This is a genomic window from Streptomyces sp. NPDC006643, from assembly GCF_042870175.1.
GTDB lineage: Bacteria > Actinomycetota > Actinomycetes > Streptomycetales > Streptomycetaceae > Streptomyces.
The window spans coordinates 76232-92727 of the sequence record NZ_JBIAHA010000010.1; the positions used below are offsets into that span (position 1 = coordinate 76232).

The 16496-nt window shown below is 72.1% G+C and carries 17 protein-coding genes and 6 tRNA genes; 14 read left to right on the forward strand and 9 right to left on the reverse strand.

From position 1 onward, the window contains the following. Positions 1-13: 13 nt before the first annotated feature. The 3 genes from cobT (at position 14) to ACFYNU_RS15535 (ending at position 5857) form a co-directional block, all read left to right on the forward strand. On the forward strand, positions 14-3454 hold the full coding sequence (cobT, locus tag ACFYNU_RS15525; protein WP_356592150.1) for a nicotinate-nucleotide--dimethylbenzimidazole phosphoribosyltransferase: 3441 nt from the start codon (positions 14-16) through the stop codon (positions 3452-3454). 254 nt (positions 3455-3708) lie between these two features. Further along, the gene (gene cobA / locus ACFYNU_RS15530; RefSeq protein WP_356592152.1) at positions 3709-5043 is read left to right on the forward strand and encodes a uroporphyrinogen-III C-methyltransferase; all 1335 of its coding nucleotides are present in this window, start codon (positions 3709-3711) and stop codon (positions 5041-5043) included. After that, entirely contained in the window at positions 5036-5857 is an 822-nt protein-coding gene (locus ACFYNU_RS15535) for an RNA methyltransferase (RefSeq protein WP_356592154.1), read from the forward strand. Before cobA ends, ACFYNU_RS15535 begins: the two co-directional genes overlap by 8 nt. Before the next feature lie 17 nt (positions 5858-5874). On the opposite strand, the gene ACFYNU_RS15540 is transcribed toward ACFYNU_RS15535, so the two are convergent. Continuing rightward, positions 5875-7194, reverse strand: coding sequence for a protein kinase (locus ACFYNU_RS15540; RefSeq protein ID WP_356592278.1), 1320 nt, complete (start codon positions 7192-7194; stop codon positions 5875-5877). 205 nt (positions 7195-7399) lie between these two features. Here ACFYNU_RS15540 and ACFYNU_RS15545 point away from each other — a divergent pair, with 205 nt between their 5' ends. The 4 genes from ACFYNU_RS15545 to ACFYNU_RS15560 all read left to right on the forward strand — a co-directional run bounded on the left by ACFYNU_RS15545 (position 7400) and on the right by ACFYNU_RS15560 (position 9611). Then, entirely contained in the window at positions 7400-7657 is a 258-nt protein-coding gene (locus tag ACFYNU_RS15545; protein WP_356592156.1) for a hypothetical protein, read from the forward strand. A gap of 188 nt (positions 7658-7845) precedes the next feature. Next, positions 7846-8052, forward strand: a complete 207-nt coding sequence (locus ACFYNU_RS15550) for a hypothetical protein (RefSeq protein WP_356592158.1) — start codon at positions 7846-7848, stop codon at positions 8050-8052. Positions 8053-8256: 204 nt separating this feature from the next. Further along, complete coding sequence (locus ACFYNU_RS15555) at positions 8257-9249, forward strand: phosphotransferase (protein ID WP_388766366.1); 993 nt, start codon at positions 8257-8259, stop codon at positions 9247-9249. Between the two features lie 68 nt (positions 9250-9317). Further along, positions 9318-9611, forward strand: coding sequence for a zf-TFIIB domain-containing protein (locus ACFYNU_RS15560; protein WP_356592160.1), 294 nt, complete (start codon positions 9318-9320; stop codon positions 9609-9611). Between the two features lie 62 nt (positions 9612-9673). Here ACFYNU_RS15560 and ACFYNU_RS15565 read toward each other — a convergent pair. The 5 genes from ACFYNU_RS15565 to ACFYNU_RS15585 form a co-directional block, all read right to left on the reverse strand. Continuing rightward, positions 9674-9745 (reverse strand) — tRNA-Val (locus tag ACFYNU_RS15565). 23 nt (positions 9746-9768) lie between these two features. Beyond that, positions 9769-9840 (reverse strand) — tRNA-Val (locus tag ACFYNU_RS15570). Between the two features lie 20 nt (positions 9841-9860). Beyond that, positions 9861-9932 (reverse strand) — tRNA-Val (locus tag ACFYNU_RS15575). 1 nt (position 9933) lies between these two features. Next, a tRNA-Cys gene (locus ACFYNU_RS15580) sits at positions 9934-10007 on the reverse strand. 36 nt (positions 10008-10043) lie between these two features. Continuing rightward, positions 10044-10116 (reverse strand) — tRNA-Gly (locus ACFYNU_RS15585). 180 nt (positions 10117-10296) lie between these two features. Between ACFYNU_RS15585 and ACFYNU_RS15590 the strand changes: the two genes are divergently transcribed. Genes ACFYNU_RS15590 through ACFYNU_RS15600 form a run of 3 tightly spaced genes read left to right on the forward strand, consistent with a single transcriptional unit; the run spans position 10297 to position 13054 of the window. Next, a complete protein-coding gene (locus ACFYNU_RS15590; protein WP_356592162.1) occupies positions 10297-11355 on the forward strand; it encodes a chorismate-binding protein in 1059 nt (352 codons plus the stop codon). Further along, positions 11352-12173, forward strand: coding sequence for an aminodeoxychorismate lyase (locus tag ACFYNU_RS15595; RefSeq protein ID WP_356592164.1), 822 nt, complete (start codon positions 11352-11354; stop codon positions 12171-12173). Before ACFYNU_RS15590 ends, ACFYNU_RS15595 begins: the two co-directional genes overlap by 4 nt. A 41-nt stretch (positions 12174-12214) precedes the next feature. Beyond that, positions 12215-13054 (forward strand): GNAT family N-acetyltransferase, encoded by an 840-nt coding sequence (locus ACFYNU_RS15600; protein ID WP_356592166.1) that lies wholly within the window; start codon positions 12215-12217, stop codon positions 13052-13054. A 23-nt stretch (positions 13055-13077) separates the two neighbouring features. On the opposite strand, the gene ACFYNU_RS15605 is transcribed toward ACFYNU_RS15600, so the two are convergent. Then, positions 13078-13605, reverse strand: coding sequence for a DsbA family protein (locus tag ACFYNU_RS15605; RefSeq protein ID WP_356592168.1), 528 nt, complete (start codon positions 13603-13605; stop codon positions 13078-13080). A 206-nt stretch (positions 13606-13811) separates the two neighbouring features. Between ACFYNU_RS15605 and ACFYNU_RS15610 the strand changes: the two genes are divergently transcribed. Then, on the forward strand, positions 13812-14273 hold the full coding sequence (locus ACFYNU_RS15610; protein WP_356592170.1) for a hypothetical protein: 462 nt from the start codon (positions 13812-13814) through the stop codon (positions 14271-14273). Positions 14274-14401: 128 nt separating this feature from the next. Then, positions 14402-14554 carry a hypothetical protein gene (locus ACFYNU_RS15615; RefSeq protein ID WP_167756225.1) on the forward strand — a complete coding sequence of 51 codons (153 nt, stop codon included), beginning with the start codon at positions 14402-14404 and terminating at the stop codon, positions 14552-14554. 3 nt (positions 14555-14557) lie between these two features. On the opposite strand, the gene ACFYNU_RS15620 is transcribed toward ACFYNU_RS15615, so the two are convergent. After that, the gene (locus ACFYNU_RS15620; protein ID WP_356592172.1) at positions 14558-15115 is read right to left on the reverse strand and encodes a CGNR zinc finger domain-containing protein; all 558 of its coding nucleotides are present in this window, start codon (positions 15113-15115) and stop codon (positions 14558-14560) included. A gap of 188 nt (positions 15116-15303) precedes the next feature. Further along, a complete protein-coding gene (locus ACFYNU_RS15625; protein WP_023542925.1) occupies positions 15304-15717 on the reverse strand; it encodes an SsgA family sporulation/cell division regulator in 414 nt (137 codons plus the stop codon). 190 nt (positions 15718-15907) lie between these two features. On the opposite strand from ACFYNU_RS15625, the gene ACFYNU_RS15630 reads away from it, so the two are divergent. Both ACFYNU_RS15630 and ACFYNU_RS15635 read left to right on the forward strand, forming a co-directional pair. Next, on the forward strand, positions 15908-16366 hold the full coding sequence (locus ACFYNU_RS15630; RefSeq protein ID WP_356592174.1) for a TIGR02611 family protein: 459 nt from the start codon (positions 15908-15910) through the stop codon (positions 16364-16366). Between the two features lie 54 nt (positions 16367-16420). Then, positions 16421-16492 (forward strand) — tRNA-Val (locus ACFYNU_RS15635). The last annotated feature ends 4 nt before the right edge of the window (positions 16493-16496 follow it).

Consider the following 16496-nt stretch of genomic DNA (forward strand, 5'->3'; position numbering starts at 1 on the left):
GCGAGGGGTACGCATGACTGACACCGGCCAGGTCCCGGGCGAGGGACAGCCGGAGAACGCAGGCATGGCGGAGCAGCCGGGCGACCCCGCTGCCGGCTCCTACGCCTACCTGGGCCCCTCCGAGAGTGCTCCCGAGGACGACGACCTTCTGCTGATGCCGAGTTCGCAGGGCGCTTGGGGCGACCCCCAGCCGGCGCCTCCGGCCGAGCCGCTCGCGCCCGTCGCCCACACCGTGCCCGCGCCGGCGCCCGAGCCTGTCGCCGCGGCGCAGATCCCGCAGCAGATGGGGCAGGCCGAATTCGCCCCGCAGCAGGCGCAGTCCCAGCTCGCGACGTACTCGCAGCCGGAGCCGGAGCCACAGCTCGCGCCGCAGTACCAGACACAGACGCCGGAGTTCCAGTCCGCGCCCGGCCCCGAGGGCCTGGCGGAGTATCCGGCGCCGGACCTGTCCCACATGCAGGTGGGCCCCGTGGCGCAGCAGACCGAGTTCGCGGTGGCGCCCGAGACGTACGCGCCGGCGGAGACGCCGGTGGAGGCTCCGGCGCCGGAGTTGACCCATGAAGCGGTCCCGGAGGCGGCCCCTGAAGCGCTCCAGGAGGCGCCTCAGGAAGTCGCCGAAGCCGTAGCGCCGCCGGCGGTGGCGGCCGAAGCTCCGGCGCCCGCGCCCGAACCGGGCGCGCACGAGACCGGTGGGCGCGATTCGGGCTCCGTCGACCTCGGGGCCGTACGAATCCCGACCGCCACGTCCACGCCGACACCGCCCCCCGCACGCCGCCCGCTGCACATGGGCCCGCCGATGCCCGACTCGACGGGTGGCGTGGTGCGTTCGCTCGCCGACCGCGGTCCGTCGAGCACGCCGCCGAACCCCGTTCGGGTACGGGCCCAGGGGCCGCCCACCACTGGTCCCGAGTATCTGGACATCCCGCGCGAGGAAGCCGCGGAACTGCCGGGACCGCAGCTCGGCGCGATTCCCGTGCAGGGCGCGGACCCATGGGCGTCGGTGCCGCCGCAGTCCGACACGCCGGTGGCGGAGGCGGCGGCACCCGTCGCTGTCGCGGTCGCCGAGGTGGCGCCCGAACCGCAAGTGGCGCCCGAACCGCAGGTCATGGCCGAGCCGGTGGCCCCGGAAGCTCCCGCAGAAACGGTCGTCCCCGACGGAGGACCGGCGTTCGCCCCGGAGCCGGTTCCGGTGGCGGAGGCGGCGCCCGTGCAGGAAGTGGCACCGGAGCCCGAGCCCGTACCGGTGCCCGAACCGCAGGTGGTGGCCGAGGTCGCTCCCGAGCCCGAGCAGACCCCGGAGCCGGTGGCTGAGGAGGCCCTGCCGGAACCCGCACCCGTGCCCATTCCCGTGCCCGACGCGGCGGCCGTGGACGAGACCCCGGCGGCCGAGCCGGTCGAGCCCGTGGCGACGGTCGAACCCGTGGAGCCGGTCGATGCCGAGGAGAAGCGCGAGCCGATAGCGCTGCCCGGCGCGGACCCGGTGATTGCCGCACCGACCGGGCCGGAGCCCGTACACACGGACCCCGAGCCCGAGCCCGTACCGGTCGTGGAGGCGGAAGCGGAGTCGGCGGTGGCGGAGCCCGTACCGTCACAGGCCCCCGAGCCAGCATCCCCGGCCGTTCCCGTCGCCGCACCGGCTGAGACTCCGGCTCGGACTCCCGCTCCGGCCACGGTGCCCGACGCCGTACCCGAGCCCCCCGCGGTCGCCGCCGCCGAGGTGTCCCCTCCCGCCCCCGGGTACGACGACGCGGAGCGCGAAACCGTTCTGCGCGTCATGCGTGAACGCCGTGACATCCGCAACGGGTTCCGTCCCGACCCGATCCCGCACGAGGTGCTGCTGCGAGTCCTCGAAGCCGCGCACACCGCCCCCAGCGTCGGCCACTCGCAGCCCTGGGACTTCGTCGTCATCCGTTCCGCCGAGACCCGGCAGACCATGCACGAACTGGCCCAGCGCCAGCGCGAGGCCTTCGCCAAGTCGCTCCCCAAGGGCCGGGCCAAGCAGTTCAGGGAATTGAAGATCGAGGCCATCCTCGACACCCCGGTGAACATCGTCGTCACCGCCGACCCGACCCGTGGCGGCCGGCACACCCTCGGCCGCCACACGCAGCCGCAGATGGCGCCGTACTCCTCCGCCCTCGCCGTCGAGAACCTGTGGCTCGCCGCCCGCGCCGAGGGACTCGGTGTCGGCTGGGTCAGCTTCTTCGACGAGCGCGAGATGGTCCGCGCCCTCGGTCTCCCCGAGCATCTGGACGTGGTGGCGTATCTGTGTGTCGGGTATGTCGACGAGTTCCCGGAGGAGCCCGAACTGACGCAGGCGGGCTGGTCCAAGCGCCGCCCGCTGTCCTGGGTCGTCCACGAGGAGACGTACGGCCGCCGGGCGCTGCCCGGTGAGGAGCCGCACGACCTGCTCAAGGAGACCATCGCCGGTATCCGCCCTCTCGACGCGAAGGCGCTCGGCGAGGCGTGGGAGCGGCAGAAGCGGATGACGAAACCCGCAGGGGCGCTCGGCATGCTGGAGATCATCTCCGCGCAGCTCAGCGGTCTCTCCCGGATGTGCCCGCCGCCGATCCCGGAGCCCGCCGCCGTCGCGGTCTTCGCGGGCGACCACGGTGTGCATGCGCAGGGCGTCACCCACTGGCCCCAGGAGGTGACGGCGCAGATGGTCGCCAACTTCCTCGGTGGCGGCGCGGTCTGCAACGCCTTCGCGAACCAGGTCGGCGCCGAGGTCTGCGTCATCGACGTCGGCGTCGCGGGCGAACTGCCCGCCACACCCGGTCTGTTGCCCCGCAAGGTCCGGCCCGGCACCGCCGACTTCACGACCGGCCCCGCGCTGACCCGCGAAGAGGTGCTGGCCGCGATCGACGTGGGTATCGAGACGGCGCGCGATCTGGTGGCGGCGGGCAACAAGGGCCTGATCACCGGTGAGATGGGCATCGCCAACACCACGGCCTGCGCGGCGCTCATCTCGGTCTACACGGACCTGGACCCGGCCGAGGTCACCGGACGCGGCACCGGCATCAACGACGAGACGCACGCGCGCAAGATCGACGTCGTCCGGCGCGGGCTCGAACTCCACCGCCCCGACCCCGCCGACCCCATCGGCGTCCTCGCGGCCTTCGGCGGCCTGGAACAGGCAGCGCTGGTCGGTTTCCTGCTGGGCGGCGCGTCGCTGCGTACACCGGTCATCCTCGACGGCGTGAGCGCGGGAGCGGCGGCCCTCGTCGCGCGCGCCATCGCCCCCGAGGCCCTGGCCGCCTGCATCGCGGGCCACCGCAGCGCCGAACCGGGCCATGTGGCGGCGCTCAACAAGCTGGGCCTGCGCCCCCTGGTCGACCTGGACCTCCGACTGGGCGAGGGCACGGGCGCCCTGCTGGCACTCCCGGTGGTCCAGAGCGCGGCGCGGGCGATGCACGAGGTGGCGACGTTCGACTCGGCGGGAGTGACGGAGAAGTAGCCGCGGGGGGCACATTCAGCCCCTCCGGCGTTTGAGGAGCGGGGTCCGGGCATCTTCAGCCCGCCCGGCGTTTGAGGGCACGGCCGAAGGCCGTACGGGGCCCGGGGCGGAGCCCCGGTTTCGGGAAGGGGCGGGTAGGGGAAAGCTCCGCCCCCACCACCCCGGCCCACGCGCCACCCCCCCACTAAGCTGAACCGCGTCCCACCAGCCCCTTCACCACCCGCACCGCCCCCCCCAGAGGAGCCAGCCGCCCCATGCCCGAGCACCCCGCCTACCCCGTCGGACTCCGTCTCGCCGGCCGGCGCGTCGTCGTCCTCGGAGGTGGGCAGGTGGCCCAGCGCCGCCTGCCGGCCCTCGTCGCGACCGGCGCCGACATCCTGCTCGTGTCGCCGTCCGTGACCCCCTCCGTCGAGGCCATGGCCGACGCCGGCGAGCTGCGCTGGGAACAACGTCCGTACGTCGAGGGGGACTTGAGCGACGCCTGGTACGTCCTGGTCGCCACCGGCGACGCCGAGGCGAACGCCCGCGCCTCCGCCGAGGCCGAACGTAACAGGACCTGGTGCGTACGGAGCGACGACGCCGACGCCGCCACCGCCTGGACCCCGGCCACCGGCCGCAGCGAGGGCGTCACCGTCGCCGTCCTCACCGGACGTGACCCGCGCCGCTCCGCCGGCGTACGCGACGCCATCGTCGAGGGTCTGCGCGACGGCACCCTCGCCGCCCCCCGCCACCGCACCCGGACCCCCGGCGTCGCCCTCGTCGGCGGCGGCCCCGGCGATCCGGAGCTGATCACCGTCCGGGGCCGGCGCCTCCTCGCCGAGGCCGACGTCGTCATCGCCGACCGCCTCGGCCCGCGCGACCTCCTTGACGAACTCCCGCCGCACGTCGAGGTGATCGACGCCGCGAAGATCCCGTACGGCCGCTACATGGCCCAGGAGGCCATCAACAACGCGCTGATCGAGCACGCCAAGGCCGGCAAGGCGGTCGTACGGCTCAAGGGCGGCGACCCCTTCGTCTTCGGCCGCGGCATGGAGGAGGTCCAGGCCCTCGCCGACGCGGGCATCGCCTGCACCGTCGTCCCCGGCATCTCCAGCTCCATCAGCGTCCCCGGCGCGGCGGGCATCCCCGTCACCCACCGGGGTGTGGCGCACGAGTTCACGGTGGTCAGCGGCCACGTCGCCCCCGACGACCCGCGCTCCCTGGTCGACTGGCCGGCGCTCGCCCGACTGCGCGGCACGCTCGTCCTGCTGATGGCCGTCGACAAGATCGGCGCCATCGCCGGGACCCTCGTCGCCCACGGCAGGTCGCCCGCCACCCCCGTGGCGCTGATCCAGGAAGGCACGACGGCGACCCAGCGCCGCGTCGACGCGACACTCGAAACGGCCGCCGAAGCCGTCGTCACGGAGGATGTACGGCCCCCGGCCGTCATCGTCATCGGCGACGTCGTCTCCGTCGGCCCCGACCGAGGCCCCGATCGGACCACCGGCGGCACAGACCGCGGCACAGACCGCGGCACAGACCGCGGCACCGGCGGCGGCACAGACCAAGGCCCCGGCGGCGAGGCACGCGGCGAGACCGGCCATGGCTGAGATCGTCACCGTCGAAGCGGCCCCCGACGGCTCCGCCGACCCCCGCCTCGCCGACTACACCGACCTCACGGACGTCGAACTCCGCCGCCGCCGCGAGCCCGCCGAGGGCCTGTTCATCGCCGAGGGCGAGAAGGTCATCCGCCGTGCGGTCGCGGCCGGTTACGAGATGCGGTCCATGCTCCTGACGGCCAAGTGGACCGAGGTGATGCGCGACGTCATCGACGGGACCTCCGCACCCGTCTACGAGGTCGCCCCGGACCTGGCCGAGCGCGTCACCGGCTACCACGTCCACCGCGGCGCGCTCGCCTCCATGCACCGCAGGCCCCTGCCGCCGCCTGCCGACCTCCTACGGAAGGCACGCCGCGTGGTGGTCTTCGAGGACATGGTCGACCACGCCAACCTCGGCGCCGCCTTCCGTAACGCGGCGGCGCTCGGGGTCGACACGGTGCTTCTCACCCCGCGCTGCGCCGACCCGCTCTACCGCCGGGCCGTCAAGGTCTCGATGGGCGCCGTCCTCCAGGTCCCCTGGACCCGGCTGGAGTCCTGGCCCGGCGACGCCGGCCTGCTGCGTGAGGCGGGATTCGTCACGGCGGCCCTCTGCCTGGACGAGAAGTCGATCACTCTCGACGAACTCGCCGCGCGGCGGGACGACAGACTCGCGCTCCTCTTCGGTACGGAGGGCGACGGTCTGACGGCCGACGCCCTCGCCGCCGCGGATCTGCGGGTCAGCATCCCGATGGACGCCGGGGTGGACTCCCTCAACGTCGCCGCCACCTCGGCCGTCGCCTTCTACATGACGCGGCCCCGGGACTGACCGGGCTCGACGACGCCCTACAACTGCTGCGCCGCCGCGATCCCCAGCGCGACGATCAGTGTCACCACGACGAAGACGATCAGCCGCTGACGCAGCAGCCGGGGATTGGCCGGCCTGCGTCCGCCACGGCCACCCGATGTCGTACGTGCCCCGGGCCTGCTGCCCGGACGGCCGCCGGTACGGCCGCCGGTACGCGCCCCGGCGCGCGAGGAGCCGTCACGGGGCCTGGGCGGACGCCCACCGCCCGTACGCGGCGCCGAACCACGCGAGCCCTGCGCCCGGGAGTCGTGCCCGCCAGCCGTACGCCCCTGGGTCGACCGGTCGGACCGCTCCGTCCGCTCCGTGCGGTCCGACCGGTCCTGCCGTTCGATCCGCTCCGAGCGTTCCAACCGCTCCGACCGCTCCGTGCGCTCGGTCCGCTGCGGCATCCGCGCCGTGCGTTCCGCGATCCGGCCCGTCGGCACGTCCTGCCCGGTCCGCTCCCGCTGCGCCGGCGGCCGTCCGTCCGACAGCCCCTGCGCCTCGCGCGCCGCGATCTCCTTGAGCCGCATCGACAGCTGGAGCGTGCTCGGCCGCTCCTCGGGGTCCTTCGCCAGACAGGCCCGCACCAGCGGCGCCAGCGCGTCCGGCACCCCGTACAGCTGCGCCTCCTCGTGCACCACCCGGTAGAGCATGACTTCCGAACTGCCGTGCCCGAAGGGCGAGTCGGCCGTCGCGGCATAGGCCAGCGTCGCGCCGAGCGCGAAGACATCGGTCGACGGGGTCACCGTCGCGCCACGTACCTGCTCGGGCGCCAGGAAGCCGGGCGAGCCCACCGCCGTACCGACATGGGTGAGCGTGCTCGCCCCCGTCGCCCAGGCGATCCCGAAGTCGATGATGCGCGGGCCCTTGGGGGAGAGCAGGATGTTCGAAGGCTTCAGATCGCGGTGGACGACCCCGGCCTCGTGCACCGCCAGCAGTCCCTCGGAGAGCGCGGCTCCCACGGAGGCGACCTCGGCGGCGGTCAGCGGCCCGTCCTCGGCGACCTTGTCGTGCAGGGAGGGCCCCGGTACGTACTGGGTCGCGAACCACGGCCGGTCCGCGTCGAGATCGGCGGCCACCAGCCGGGCCGTACAGCCCCCGCGGATCCGCCGCGCCGCCGAGACCTCACGGGCGAACCTGGACCGGAACTCCTGGTCCTCGGCGAGATCGGGCCTGATCACCTTCAGCGCGACCCGCTGCCCGCGCCGGTCCGATCCCAGGTAGACGACCCCCATACCGCCCTGCCCGAGCCGCCGGTGAATCCTGAACGAACCGACGACACGCGGGTCCTCGCGCCGGAGCCGCATCATCGCCATGTCCATCCCCGCTGCCCGGTCGTCCGTGTGACGTGGCACAGCTTACGTACCCGCGCCCCGGGGCGCTCATAGGCCGCGCCCTCCGGGACGGATCGATTGTCAGTGCCGGGTGAGAAACTTGAGGGGTGGTCAGGGGACCGCGGATCCAAGGTCCTCAGACCCGTGCGAGATCTCAATGGTCCGTCGCAGAAGGGGGATTGGATCAATGAAGGGTGACCGCGTGGAGATAGTGGTGGACGCGGGTGACACGACGCGTACGTACGAAGTCGTGGCAAGTCGGGCAGGCCGCCGGGTGGAGACGGCGGTGCGTCGAGGAGTGGTGGAAGTGAGTGAAGTCACCCGCAACGGTTCGGTGGTGCGTACGGCGCGCTTCATGGCCACACGGGTGCTCGCTCTGGTCGAGCAACCGGTCCCCAGGGAGGACGTCTCCGAGCGTCCCCTCCGGGAAGACCCGCAGGCGTAGGACCGTCTCTCCACCCAGGGGAGTACGCGCGGGGGGTACCGGTCATCCTCCGGGAGGCCCGGCAATCGGTACGCGGGCATGACGACCCAGGCGCGGCGCTTACCTAATGTTGTTGTCAAGCGGCGGGTGCAGCACTCGTCCCCCGAGGTCAGACACTCGCCGCTGCCAGACACGACAGGAGAAGGACCATGGCCGACACGGCATCGCGAGCGATGATCCGCACGCAGGGACGCAGGGCATTCGACGCGTTCGGCGGGCGGAGTTCCGGTCCGCGCCACCCCCTGGTGGCGACAGCCATGGTTCTCCCTCTCGCGGCCCTGCTGGTCGTCGTATTCGGCGGCTGGGAAGCAGTGGTCACACAAGCGTCGTCCGTGGGCGTGATGCTGGGGCGCTGAGCGGCGCCCCAGGTTCGGGAGAGCGGCCCGAACCGTAGACATCCGGCCAACAACCCCGTGGGGACGGGGGTGCGGCGGACGGCAGCGTTTGGCCGGTCAGCTGGGGAGCTGACCGGCCATCGCGCTGTCCGGACCCGTATCCGGTCCCCGTCCACGCGTAGGCTCCCCGGCGGGAACACACCGCACCGGGGGACAGAGACCACCGTGACCGCATCCGTCGTACACGCACTCAACCTCGCCGCCCGGCACGCCGCCCACCCGGACGCGGCGGGCGGCCCGGCCGGCGAAACCGCCACCGAGCCCCCCTGCCCTGCCTGCGGAGGCGGCGAGACCGTGCTGGCCGACCGCTCCGACGGTGTGGTCGTACGTCACGGGGCCGCCGTAGCCAAGGCGCACGCGCCCGCCACCGACCCCGCCGGCCACCGCGCCCGGCTCTCCGTCGCCTCGCACCCCCTGCTCGTCGGCATTCTGCTGCCGCCACTGCCCGCCGCCACCTCGCAGGTCGCGGGCCGGCCCGTCACCGCCTGGCCCTACGGCACCCCCGTCGACCCCGACCGCCCCGACGACGCGCCCTGGGAAGCGGCGGCGACCCTGCTGGCCAGGCTGCACGCCGTCCCGCCCGCCGCACTGGCGCCGCCGGACCTCCCGCCCATGCGCGGGCCCCTGAAGGCCGCCCAGGCGCTCGCCCGGATGCGGGCCGCCGGGTCCCATCCGGCCGCCGTCGCCGTGGAGCGGGCCTGGGCGGGGCTGCCCGACTGGGCCAGGGGCGAGGCACCCGCACCGTCGGGCGGGCTGCTGTGCCACGGGGACCTGCATCTCGGCCAGCTCGTACGCCACCCTGTACCGGACGGCCCCTGGCTGCTGATCGACGTGGACGACCTCGGACTGGGCGACGGCGCCTGGGACTTGGCCCGCCCCGCCGCCTGGTACGCCGCCGGACTGCTCACCTCCGAGGAGTGGCGGCGCTTCCTCGGCGCCTACCGGTCGGCGGGCGGTCCCGCCGTACCGGCCGAGGGCGACCCCTGGTCCCGGCTCGACGTCCCCGCCCGCGCCCTCACCGTCCAGACCGCCGCCCTGGCCGTCGCCAAGTCGACCGAGCAGGGCCGTGAACTGGACGAGGTGGAGGAGACGATGATCGAGACCTGTGCCCGAATTGCCACACTCCCAACGCAGTTGGCGGCCGGACCCGCGTCGTAAGGTGAACTCACCGTCGCCGGGAGGCATTCCGGCGATGCCGACCGACCAGCGAGGAGCTGACCCGAGCCATGCAGTGCCCCAAGTGTCATGCGGCGATGCACACGTACAACCGCAACGGTGTCCAGATAGAGCAGTGCAGCGGCTGCCGGGGGATCTTCCTCGACTACGGCGAGCTGGAGTCCCTCACCCGCCTTGAGGCCCAGTGGGGACAGCAGGCCCCGCCGCCGCCCCCGGCCCCCGGCGGCTACCCCGCCCAGGCGGCGCCGGCTCCCGCGTGGGGCGCGCCGCACGGCGGGCACCACGGGGGCCACCACGGCGGTCACCGCCAGAAGGGCTTCGGCCGGATGCTCTTCTCCTCCTGATCCCGGTCGTACCCCGCAGCACGACGAAGCCCCCGGCCGATTCGGCCGGGGGCTTCGGGCTGTGCGCGATACTGGGATTGAACCAGTGACCTCTTCCGTGTCAGGGAAGCGCTCTCCCGCTGAGCTAATCGCGCAGGGTGACCCTGCGTGTACTGCGTGCGCGATACTGGGATTGAACCAGTGACCTCTTCCGTGTCAGGGAAGCGCTCTCCCGCTGAGCTAATCGCGCGGGAATCCGAATGGATCCAGTGGACGATACTGGGATTGAACCAGTGACCTCTTCCGTGTCAGGGAAGCGCTCTCCCGCTGAGCTAATCGTCCTTGGAGGTGGAGACGGGATTTGAACCCGTGTAGACGGCTTTGCAGGCCGTTGCCTCGCCTCTCGGCCACTCCACCAGGAGTGCGGGGGCCGGGAATTGATCCCCCAACTCGAGCGGACGACCAGGTTCGAACTGGCGACCTCAACCTTGGCAAGGTTGCGCTCTACCAACTGAGCTACGTCCGCGTGCCGTTTCCCGGTCCCTCCCGCTCGGTCCGGCGACGTGCTGAACTCTAGCGGATTACGGGGCCAGTACAAAAACGCGTTTGTGCAGCGTGCTGCCGTACGTTCACGCTGAGGCACCCGTACGTCGCCGACGTGACACATGGACGGTGCGTCCGGTTGAGCCGTCCTAGACTCGGCGGCGTGCACGACCTCCCTCCGCTGGCCCGCTTCGGTGATCTCCTCGCCACCGATCCGCGCGATGTCACCCATGACCCGGAAGCCCTCGAATCCGCCGGCTTCTGGGCCGTGGCCATGGACTTCGAGGGCCGTCTGACCTGCGCCCGCTTCGGCGACGTACGCCACGAGCCGGTACCCGCGCCCGTTCCCGGGCAGTGGCGGGGCCCGGCGGCGGGCGACTGGACGTCGTCGCTCGACCGCGCCGCGTATGTCGCCGGTGTACGACGCGTCCGCGAACTCATCGCGGCAGGCGAGGTCTACCAGGCCAACCTCTGCCGCGTCCTGACGGCGCCCCTGCCCGACCCGGACGCCGCCGACGTCGACGCGCTGACCGCGCTCCTCGCGCGCGGCAACCCCGCCCCGTACGCCGGTACGATCCGGCTGCCCGCCCACGGCGTGGAGATCGCCACCGCGTCGCCCGAGCTGTATCTGCGGCGCACCGGCCGCAGGGTGGAGTCCGGTCCCATCAAGGGCACCGGCCGCACCGCCGAGGACCTGCTGGAGAAGGACCACGCCGAGAACGTGATGATCGTGGACCTGGTCCGCAACGACCTCGGCCACGTCTGCGCCACCGGATCGGTGACCGTGCCCGCCCTCTGCGCCGTCGAGCCGCACCCCGGACTCGTCCATCTCGTCTCGACGGTGCGCGGCGAACTCGCCGACGGCGCCGGCTGGCCGGAGCTGCTGGCCGCGACCTTCCCGCCCGGATCGGTCACCGGCGCGCCGAAATCCAGCGCGTTGAAGATCATCGAGGAGCTGGAGACGGCACCTCGGGGGCCCTACTGCGGCGCCGTCGGCTGGGTGGACGCCGACCGCGGCACCGCCGAACTGGCCGTCGGGATAAGGACGTTCTGGATCGAGCGAGACCTGCCGCGCGGCCCCGTCCTGCGCTTCGGCACCGGCGCGGGCATCACCTGGGGATCCGACCCGGAGCGCGAGTGGCGGGAGACGGAGCTGAAGGCATCGCGGCTGCTGGCGGTAGCGTCGGGAGTGTACGAGGCGACGGGAAGGACGGCTGGATGATGATCTGGGTCAACGGCGGACTGCGGGCGGCCGACGCCGCGCGGGTGTCGGTGCTGGACCACGGGCTGACCGTGGGCGACGGAATCTTCGAGACGGTGAAGTCCGTCCGGGGCCGGACCTTCGCGCTCACCCGTCATCTGGACCGGCTCACCCGCTCGGCGCGCGGTCTCGGACTGCCCGACCCCGACCACGACGAGGTACGGGCCGCCTGCGCCGCCGTCCTCGACGCCAATCCGGTCGACATGGGCCGGCTGCGGATCACCTACACCGGCGGACTGTCCCCGCTCGGCTCGGACCGCGGCGACGCGGGCCCGACGCTGGTCGTGGCCGTCGGCGAGACACACCGCCGCCCCGACACCACCGCGGTGATCACCGTCCCGTGGGTGCGCAACGAACGCGGCGCGCTGGCCGGGCTCAAGACAACGTCGTACGCGGAGAACGTCGTCGCGCTCGCCCGCGCCCGCGAACAGGACGCCTCCGAGGCGCTGTTCGCCAACACCGTGGGAGATCTCTGCGAGGGCACCGGCTCCAACGTCTTCGTCGTCCTGGACGGACAGCTCCACACCCCGCCGGTCTCCTCGGGCTGCCTCGCCGGTATCACCCGGGCGCTCACGGTGGACTGGACCGGGGCCCAGGAGACCCGGCTGCCGTTCGACGTGCTCGACCGGGCCGACGAGATCTTCCTGACGTCGTCACTGCGCGACGTACAGGCGGTCCACCGCGTCGACGGCCGCACACTGCCCGGCGCGCCCGGTCCGGTCACCGCGAAGGCCATGCGCGTCTTCGACGAGCGCGCGGCGGGCGACCTCGATCCGTAAACCGGATGACGTGTGGCGGTGAGATGGGTACAACTCCCGTGATGACCACGACTCTGCGGCCGACCGGGCCGCTTCAGCAGACCGACGACGGTATGAAGTCACGCGGCTACGAGGTGTGCGACAACAGCCGCCCCGTGGGCGTGATCGAACTCGGCATGGACGGGGCGTACGGCACTCCGGCGGGTGTGCTGCGCCATCTGCGGATCGACGAGGCGAACCGGCGCCGCGGCCGGGGCACGATCGCCGTGCTGGCCGCCGAGGAGGTCCTGCGCGGCTGGGGCTGCGGCCAGGTGATCGCCTCCGTCCCCGCCGGCGCAGGGGGAGCGCTGCCGCTGCTGGAGACCCTGGGCCACACCGAGCGCAGCAGGAACATGACCAAGGACCTCGCCCAGGAGCCCCCGGCCCTGCCGCCCGGCCTCCTCGGCAGACCGCTGGACGAGACGGAGTACGAGGTCTGGGAGCGGCGCTCGTTCGACGGCTTCCTGCAGAGCTGGATCGACCGCGGCCTGCCGCCGGAACAGGCCCGCGCCAAGGCGGAGTCCGGCCGCGCCGAGAACCTGCCCGCCGGCCTGGCCACCCCCGGCACCTGGATCGAGGCCCTGGTCCACGACGGCGATGTGGTCGGCCATGTCTGGGTGGGCAGCAGGGAGATCGCCCCCGACACCGTCGCCCCGTTCGTGTACGACGTGGAGGTGTCCGCCGAACACCGCGGCAAGGGCTACGGCCGCGCGCTGATGCTGCACGCCGAGACGATCGCCCTCCGCACGGGCGCGGGCGCACTGGGCCTGCACGTCTTCACGGGCAACACCCCGGCGATCGCCCTCTACGAATCACTCGGATACGTGACCACGCACCGCAATCTCTTCAAGACGCTGCTCTGACGGGCGCTGCTCGGAGCAGCGCTTCAGGAGAGCGGGTGTCCGGCCTCGGCGAGCAGTCGGTCGGCGATCTCCTCGATGCGTGCGCGCAGGCCCTCCTGGCTCTTGCCGCCGTCGAGGCGTTCGCCGTCGATCACATACGTGGGGGTGCCCGTCACGCCGATCGCCTTGCCCTCGGCCTGGTCGGCGTCGACGATCAGGGTGTGCCGGCCGTCGATCAGCGCGGTGTCGAACTCCTCCTCGTCCAGGCCCAGTTGGCGGGCGATTTCGATCAGCAGCGGTTCGCCCCGGGTGTCCAGCTCCGCGTGGCGGGCCAGGACGGCCTCCGCGTACGGCCAGCCCTGCCCCTGCTCGACCGCCTCCTCGGCCGCCTGGGCGGCGGCGAAGGAGTGGCGGTGCTTGTCCAGGGGGAAGTGCCGCAGCCGTACGTCCAGCCGGTCGCCGTAACGCTCCCGCAGCGCCCGCAGGTCCGCCAGGGCGGTGTGGCAGTCGGCGCACTGGAGCTCGCACCAGACGTCGAGCACGACGGGGCCGGTGGTGGAGGAGTCAGTCATGCGGCCAGTCTTCCAGGTCGCCGGCGCCCCTCCCGACCGGGACCTGGGGAGGAGAGCGACCCCGGAGATCTCCCTGAGGTCCCTCCGCACCGTGGCCCCTACCCGGCCCGGAGGTGCAGGATGGAAGGGTCGACAGGTCGGCGTGGACCGGCCTGCCCGACGGGAACGCTCACGACCGACGACGGCGCCCACGCCTGGAGGACCGGATGATTGCCGAGACCATTTGTTCCGCGGTGTCCGCTGCCGGGCTCGGCATCGCGGCGATCACCGCGTACCGCAAGCGTTTCCTCGCCGCGACGCGTATCGCGGCCTACTCGCTGGTGCCGGTCGCCCTCGTGATGACCGGGGTGGTCCAGTGGCTCGCCGACAAGGCGTTCAGTCCGACCGCCTGGGTGGGCGTCGGACTCCTGGGGCTCTCGTGGCTGCTGTTCCTCACGACACGGATGGTGGAGCGGCGCTCCGGCGTCGGGACGCGCAAGGAGCGCCGGGCGGCGGCCAGGGCGGCACAGCGCGACGCGGTCGCGCCGGCGGCCTCCGCCCCCTCGCTCGGGGCGTCCGCGGCCCCCGTCGCGCAGCCGAAGGCGGCCAAGGCGAAGAAGTCCGGCGGCACGGATTCCGGTGACGATTTCAGCGATGTCGAGGCCATCCTCAAGAAGCACGGCATCTGACCCGGGAGCCTCCCGGGGGGCCGTCCGTCTCAGGGGGTGGACGTTTGCTACGAATCTGACGAACTCGCCTGGCCGGGACGCGTGTTGGTTGTTCGGCGGAGTGCGGTCTGCGTCATGATCACCCCGCGATGCTCGATACCTCACGGGGCCAGGCCCCCGCACCCACCGAAGAGCCGCGCGGTTGTCTTTTCGCGCTCTCCCAGCCGCCGTTGATGATCTTCCTGACGGTCATCGGCACCCTGCTGCTGATGGCGGCGGTCCATGATCTGTTCCTGCTGTGACGCTCAGCCGGCCGCTTCCTTGCGGCGCGCCCGGTAGGCGGCCACGTGCAGCCTGTTGCCGCAGGTGCGGCTGTCGCAGTAACGGCGCGAACGGTTGCGTGACAGGTCGACGAAGGCGTGCCCGCAGTCCGGCGCCTCGCAGCGCCGCAGCCGTTCCTGTTCGCCCGCCACCACGATGAACGCGAGGGCCATCCCGCAGTCGGCGGCGAGATGGTCGGCCATCGACGCGTCCGGCGCGAAGTAGTGCACGTGCCAGTCGTAGCCGTCGTGGTCCGTCAGCTGCGGGGTCGTCCCGGCGGCGGCCACCAGATCGTTGAGCAGCTCTGACGCCTCACGGGGACCGGGGGCGGCGAACACCTCGGCGAAGCGCGTACGTACGGCCTGTACGGCCCGCAGATCGCGGGGACCGAGATCACCCACCCCGCTCATGCGGTGGGCCTGTGCGAAGGCGTACAGGGCCTCGACATCGGGGAGCCCGTCCGAGCCGTGGGCCTCGGGGATGGTGTTCACGAGACTGACGACGGTCTCAAGGGCGTTGCGGGTGTCGTGGGGGATCTGCACGATTCGCTCCCTGGCCTGCTGCGGACCGGTGCCCGCCGGGTTCCGCAGATCTTAGGGGGCGCGGGAGCGCGACGACGCCGTCGTCGCGGTGGCTTCCGCGGCGACGGCGTCGTTGTCCGCCCGTATGTGGTTGTCCGCACGGCGCCGTCTCCCCGAGTCGGACGGCGCCGAGCAGCTCTCGGCCTGGCTCAGCTCTCGGCCAGGATGTGAGACAACTCCGTGTCGAGGTCGAAGTGGCGATGCTCGGTGCCGGGTGGCACCGCGGCGTCGGTTCGCTTGAGGAAGGATTCCAGGGCTCGCGCCGGGGCCTCCAGCAGGGCCTCTCCCTCCGGGGAGCTGAGCGCGATGCAGACGACGCCTTGGCCCTGGCTGCGGGAGGGCCATACTCGGACGTCGCCCGTGCCGGTGGGCCGGTGCAGCCCCTCGGCCAGAAGGTCGCGGGCGAACACCCACTCGACCGTCTCCTCGGCTCCGGTGTGGAAGGTGGCGTGCACGGCATAAGGATCGGCCGTGTCATACCGCAGGCCCGCGGGTACAGGCAGTGAGGACTCGCTCGATACAACGAGGCGCAGGTGCAGCTCGCAGCTGACCGTGGTGTTCATAAGCGCCAGGGCCTTTCGCTCAGTGTGCGCTCGGGGATTCGCACGTCGGCGAAATCGACATGCCACCTACGGTGCCGTTGTAAACCCCTCTGTCTGTTTTGTGATCCTTCAGGTAGCTCGTACAGCGGTGCCTAACTTCGACTTATGCCGCCATTCCGGTGACGACTCGGCGTCGGGTAGGTTGGGGGTCATGCATGCGGAGAGTGACGAGCGGGGGGATGTCGTCGTACCGACGGCAGAGAGAACCGCGGGGGAATCCAAGCCGGAGACGTTCGAGCATGCGCTCGGCTCACGTGCTCCGGGCTTTATCAAGAGTTCGAAGACGCTCCATATGAGCTGGCAGGTCGGCGTATTCGTCGTCGGGCTCGCGGTGGTCGTGGCGGGCGCGGCGATGCTGGTGCTGCCCGGCCCCGGCTGGCTCGTCATCTTCGGCGGTATGGCGATCTGGGCGACGGAATTCGTCTGGGCACAACTGGTGCTCCGATGGACGCGACGCAAGGTCACCGAAGCCGCTCAGAAAGCGCTCGATCCCAAGGTGCGGCGGCGCAACATCATCCTGACGACCGCCGGTCTGGTGATCATGGCCGTGCTGGCCGGAATTTATCTGTGGAAGTTCGGATTCGTCATGCCCTGGAAGATCCAGCAGTGACCGTGGAACGGTCCGGTGGAGCCACTGACATGGGGTAATGTTTGCCCTGCGTCCGGGCGATTAGCTCAGTGGGAGAGCGCTTCGTTCACACCGAAGAGGTCACTGGTTCGAACCCAGTATCGCCCACCCG

Coding starts and splice junctions, on each gene's coding strand:
- cobA (WP_356592152.1), top strand. CDS start 3,709: ATGCCCGAGCACCCCGCCTACCCCGTCGGACTCCGTCTCGCCGGCCGG.
- ACFYNU_RS15535 (WP_356592154.1), top strand. CDS start 5,036: ATGGCTGAGATCGTCACCGTCGAAGCGGCCCCCGACGGCTCCGCCGAC.
- ACFYNU_RS15630 (WP_356592174.1), top strand. CDS start 15,908: ATGCATGCGGAGAGTGACGAGCGGGGGGATGTCGTCGTACCGACGGCA.
- ACFYNU_RS15605 (WP_356592168.1), bottom strand. CDS start 13,605: ATGACTGACTCCTCCACCACCGGCCCCGTCGTGCTCGACGTCTGGTGC.
- cobT (WP_356592150.1), top strand. CDS start 14: ATGACTGACACCGGCCAGGTCCCGGGCGAGGGACAGCCGGAGAACGCA.
- ACFYNU_RS15540 (WP_356592278.1), bottom strand. CDS start 7,194: ATGGCGATGATGCGGCTCCGGCGCGAGGACCCGCGTGTCGTCGGTTCG.
- ACFYNU_RS15550 (WP_356592158.1), top strand. CDS start 7,846: ATGGCCGACACGGCATCGCGAGCGATGATCCGCACGCAGGGACGCAGG.
- ACFYNU_RS15545 (WP_356592156.1), top strand. CDS start 7,400: ATGAAGGGTGACCGCGTGGAGATAGTGGTGGACGCGGGTGACACGACG.
- ACFYNU_RS15625 (WP_023542925.1), bottom strand. CDS start 15,717: ATGAACACCACGGTCAGCTGCGAGCTGCACCTGCGCCTCGTTGTATCG.
- ACFYNU_RS15600 (WP_356592166.1), top strand. CDS start 12,215: ATGACCACGACTCTGCGGCCGACCGGGCCGCTTCAGCAGACCGACGAC.
- ACFYNU_RS15560 (WP_356592160.1), top strand. CDS start 9,318: ATGCAGTGCCCCAAGTGTCATGCGGCGATGCACACGTACAACCGCAAC.
- ACFYNU_RS15610 (WP_356592170.1), top strand. CDS start 13,812: ATGATTGCCGAGACCATTTGTTCCGCGGTGTCCGCTGCCGGGCTCGGC.
- ACFYNU_RS15615 (WP_167756225.1), top strand. CDS start 14,402: ATGCTCGATACCTCACGGGGCCAGGCCCCCGCACCCACCGAAGAGCCG.
- ACFYNU_RS15595 (WP_356592164.1), top strand. CDS start 11,352: ATGATGATCTGGGTCAACGGCGGACTGCGGGCGGCCGACGCCGCGCGG.